General features: G+C 71.5%; 3 protein-coding genes. All 3 read left to right on the forward strand.

From position 1 onward, the window contains the following. Positions 1-337: 337 nt before the first annotated feature. Genes ACFU74_RS36405 through ACFU74_RS36415 form a run of 3 tightly spaced genes read left to right on the forward strand, consistent with a single transcriptional unit; the run spans position 338 to position 3,756 of the window. Positions 338-733 (forward strand): hypothetical protein, encoded by a 396-nt coding sequence (locus ACFU74_RS36405; RefSeq protein WP_380764416.1) that lies wholly within the window; start codon positions 338-340, stop codon positions 731-733. 36 nt (positions 734-769) lie between these two features. Beyond that, entirely contained in the window at positions 770-1,438 is a 669-nt protein-coding gene (locus ACFU74_RS36410) for an ABC transporter ATP-binding protein (protein ID WP_380764417.1), read from the forward strand. Continuing rightward, entirely contained in the window at positions 1,435-3,756 is a 2,322-nt protein-coding gene (locus tag ACFU74_RS36415; protein ID WP_380764418.1) for a hypothetical protein, read from the forward strand. The genes ACFU74_RS36410 and ACFU74_RS36415 overlap by 4 nt, the downstream gene beginning before the upstream one ends. Positions 3,757-4,149 lie beyond the last annotated feature (393 nt).

The following is a 4,149-nucleotide window of genomic DNA, read 5'->3' on the forward strand; positions in this document are numbered from 1 at the left end:
GTCCCACGCGTGGGACAGCCCGGGGCTGGCCTGGCCTCAGACGGGTCAGGGCCGCCGTCGGCGTCGGCTCCTGGGTGGTTGTTTTACAGGAGGTGGGTTCAGGCCCAAAAGGTACTGATCGGAACCGGGTGGCTCTATCACCGCGGCCAGGGCGGGGGAGTTGCCGAGGCTGTCTTCCACCGATCTGTTTGAGCTCGATCCGCACCTGTTTCGCCTGCTTCATGCGCACCCGTAGTGACGGAATGTGATGAATTGAAATCAGCCTGTAGTTTCCCTCTGGGGTGCATAGCGTGTGTACGCACCCATGGACCGCATGGGCGACTTCGGAGGGGTATGCATGAGGAGTTCGGAGCGAGCCGGGCGCTGGATGCGGCGCGGCGCTGTCGGGGCGGCGGCGCTGGCCCTGGGGCTGGGGGCGATGCCCAGCCCGGCCATGGCCGACAGCGGTGTCATATCGGCCTCGGGCGTGCAGTGCCAGGCCCAGTGGCTCTCGGGTAATGACTGGTTCGGCATCCGGGACGGCGACAACAATGATAGTGACTACTGCTACGTCGACTACTCGTTCAATGCGGACCACTCGGCTCGCAGCCGGGTCTCCCGCCAGCAGGACATCAACACCAACTGGGGTTACTACGGCATCACGGTGACCAGCAGCTACATCTACTTCCACGTGTGCAAGGAGCGCGAGAACGACCCGGACATCTGCTCCGGGTGGGTCACCGCCACCACCTGATCCACCGGTTCATCGGCCGTAGCGAGGAGTGAACGCGTGCCACCCGTACTGCAAGCCCGGGCCCTGCACCTGAGTTACGGCCCGGCGGCCGCGGTGGCGGGCGTCGATCTGAGCGTCGGCCCCGGAGAGGTGGTGGGGGTGGTGGGAGCCTCGGGGTCGGGGAAGACCACCCTGCTCCACTGCCTCTCCGGGCTCCTCCTCGCCGACAGCGGAAGCGTCCTGTTCCGTGACCGGCCACTGGAGTCCATGACAGTGCGCCAGCGCGATGAACTGCGCCGTTCCCACTTCGGCTTCGTCTTCCAGTTCGGAGACCTGGTACCGGAGCTGACGCTGCTGGAGAACGTCTCGCTGCCCGTGCGCCTGCAAGGCGCGCGGGCCGGCGAGGCACGGAAACGGGCCGCGGAGCAGTTGGAGGTACTCGGGATCGGCCAGTTGGGACACCGGACCGTCGGGGAAGTGTCGGGGGGCGAGTTGCAACGTGCCGCGATCGCACGTGCGCTGGTGCACCGCCCGGACGTGGTCTTCGCGGACGAGCCGACCGGGGCCCTGGACGACCACAACTCCGAGGCGGTGTTCGGCCTCCTGCTGGAACAGGCCCGTGCGTACGACGCCGCGGTGGTGCTGGTCACGCACGACCGTCTCCTGGCGGCCCGCACCGACCGGACCGTGGTGCTGGCCGGCGGACGGGTGGTGGAGGCCGCGTGAGCGCACCCTGGGCGACGGCCGCGGCGGTCGCGTGGCGGGCGGTGCTGTCCCGCCAGGGAAGGCGCAGGGTCGTCCTGCTCGCTCTGGTCGGGATGGTGGCCTCTCTGGGTGTGCTGGCCACGTTCGGCGCGGCGGCGATGCAGGGCCGCGAGGGTGCCCGCTCCGGCGCGACAGTGCCGGTGTTCGGTCCGCAGCCCGGCTTCGGCGGCGAGCCGGTGTTCAGCACCCGGGGCGCGGCCGAGACCGGATGGACGGAGCTGGAGCATCGCTACCACGGCCACCTCATCAAGATCGTCCGGATCGCCGACCCGGGCGGCCGAGGGCCGCTCCCCCCGGGGATCACTGCCTGGCCGCGTCCGGGAGAGGCCCTGGTCAGCCCCGCGCTGGACCGGCTGATCCACGTCGCCGGCTCACCGGCCGCCCAGTGGTTCGCCGCCGTGGACACGGCGGTCCTGCCCCGACAGGCCGTCGGCAGCGCGGGCCAGCTGATCGCCTACGTCGGCGTGCCACCGGAGGACCTGGGCACGCAGCAGGGCCCGCTGACGGGCTTCGGCGGCGACGCAGGCCCCGGGTTCGGCTGGTACCCGGCGCTGGGGTGCATGCTCTTCCTGGTCATGCCCGCCCTCACCCTCGTCCTGACCGCGAGCCGCTTCGGCCGCCAGGTCCGCACCACCCGCTACCAGGCGCTGCGCCTGCTCGGCCTGCCCGCCGCGCACGCCCGGCTGGCCGGCGCGCTGGAGAGCGCCGCGCCCGTCGCCGCCGGCGCCCTGGCCGCGGCGCTCGCCTGGCCGTGGCTGCTGCCGCAGATGTTCAAACTCCCGGTCACCAACCGTTGGCTGTTCGGCGCCGACCTGCGCGTGCCGGCCGGGTGGTCGGCACTCACCGTCCTGGGCGTCGCCGCCCTTGCCGCAGCCCTGGGCGCGGCCACCGCGGCGGGCTCCGACCGCGCCTCGCGCGGCGTGCGCTTCCTCAAGCCGGTCCGGCTCACCAGCCCCTGGGTCGCTCTGCTGTTCGGCGCGGGCCTGCTGCTCCTCGCCGTGGCCTACACCCGGCACAAGGCCCGTGATCCGCTGCTGTGGACGGCCATCGTGCTGCTGGGGGCGGGTCTGCCCAGTGCCGCCGCCTGGACGGGCCAGCAGCTGGCCCGGCTCCTGGGCCGAGTGGAGGCCGGCGTGGTGTGGCTGCTGGCGATGCGACGACTGGCGGCGGACCCACAGACCCGCTTCCGGGTCGCCGGGATGGTGGGGATCGCCGTCTTCGCCGTCGGCGCCGCCCAACCGGCCTCCCAGGTACTGGCCCAGCCCAACCTGCCGTGGGCAACGGCGGCCAGGGCCGACGGCCACACCGACCTCCTCGCCAGGGCCGAGACGCTGGAAGCCGTTCCGTTGCGGCTCGGGGAGCCGCCGGACGCCGTCCGCGGCCTCGTCCCCGCCGTCGCCCTGTGGTCCTCCGGCCAAGACCCCTCCACCCGGCCCGCCCACACCGCGCTCGTCGCAACCTGCCCCCAACTGGAAGCCCTCCTGGCCGGACCGCTCCCCGACTGCACCGGCGGCCGGATGATGCTGCAGAGCTCCGGCCCGTCAGCAGCGGGCGGAGCCCCAGGGGTCGGCGGAGAACTGCTCCTGCGCTCCGCCGACCGGACCCGCCAGGCGGACGTTCCGCCTGCTGCCACGACACTGAAGCTTCCACCTGGCTCGGACACCCCGCTCGAGGCCCTCATGGTGCTGCCTCCCGACGACCGCGTCCTCGCCGAGCTGGGCACCCCTTTCCTCATCTCCACCTACATGCGCATCCCCGCGGATGCCGCCGCTTGGGAGACCGTCGGAAACTGGGTCGTCTCCTCCTCACCCGCCTACCGGCTGGTCAACTCCTACCAGCTGTCCGAGGTTCTGGACAGCACCGGCAGCTGGGTCCTGCTCGGCCTGACCGTCGCCGCTGCGACCACCGTCCTCGGCGCCCTCCTGACCCTCGCCGAGGACGCCGGACTCCGTCGGGACTGGTTCGCCCTACGCGCCCTCGGCGTCGCCCGTCGCCGGCTGACTGCCGTCCAACTCACCGAGGCCCTGGTCACGTCCATGGTCACGACGGCCCTGGCAACGCTTGCCTCCACCACCGTCGGCCTCACCTACCTGCGCATCAACGAGGACCATCTCGACAGCAACCTCCCCTACCTCCTCGCCGCCGCCGGCGGTGTCACCGCTGTCCTCATCACCGCCGCCGCCAGCAGCACGCTCACCCTGCGCAAACCCCGGCACCGACGCCACCGCGCAGCCCTGCGCCCGGCCACCACCGAAGCAACCCCGACCACGCCTCACTAGCCGTGTACGGGCGGACCTTCCGGCCGACGACGTCCTCGTGGGACACCCCTGTCCCAACACTGTCCCACCGCGCCCGCTATGTCCGATTTGCTGGGACAGTCCCAGGCCATTTCTCCAGGTCACAAGCGAAACGCGCCCGGACCTGAGACACGGCACGAAGGAGTCCGGCGACCGACCAGCAGGACCTGTCTCACCGAAGTTTGACTGGTGAGGGTGTGTCTCATCGAAGTTTGGCCGCCGGGTTCAGGTCTGGGGCCACATCAGGCGCCGACGGCGCTGACCCAGACCGGGAACGGGGTCGGCTCAGGTGGCCCGTACGGCTCCTCCGTGTCGGTGATGGCGATCACGCCGGGGTTGTCGTCGGCCAGGAAGGGGGCGATGACCAGACCGGGA

Origin of the sequence: Kitasatospora sp. NPDC057500, from assembly GCF_042802195.1 — a bacterium.
GTDB lineage: Bacteria > Actinomycetota > Actinomycetes > Streptomycetales > Streptomycetaceae > Kitasatospora.

Excerpts from the sequence above, each read along its gene's own strand:
- ACFU74_RS36405 (WP_380764416.1), top strand. The coding sequence starts at position 338 with ATGAGGAGTTCGGAGCGAGCCGGGCGCTGGATGCGGCGCGGCGCTGTC.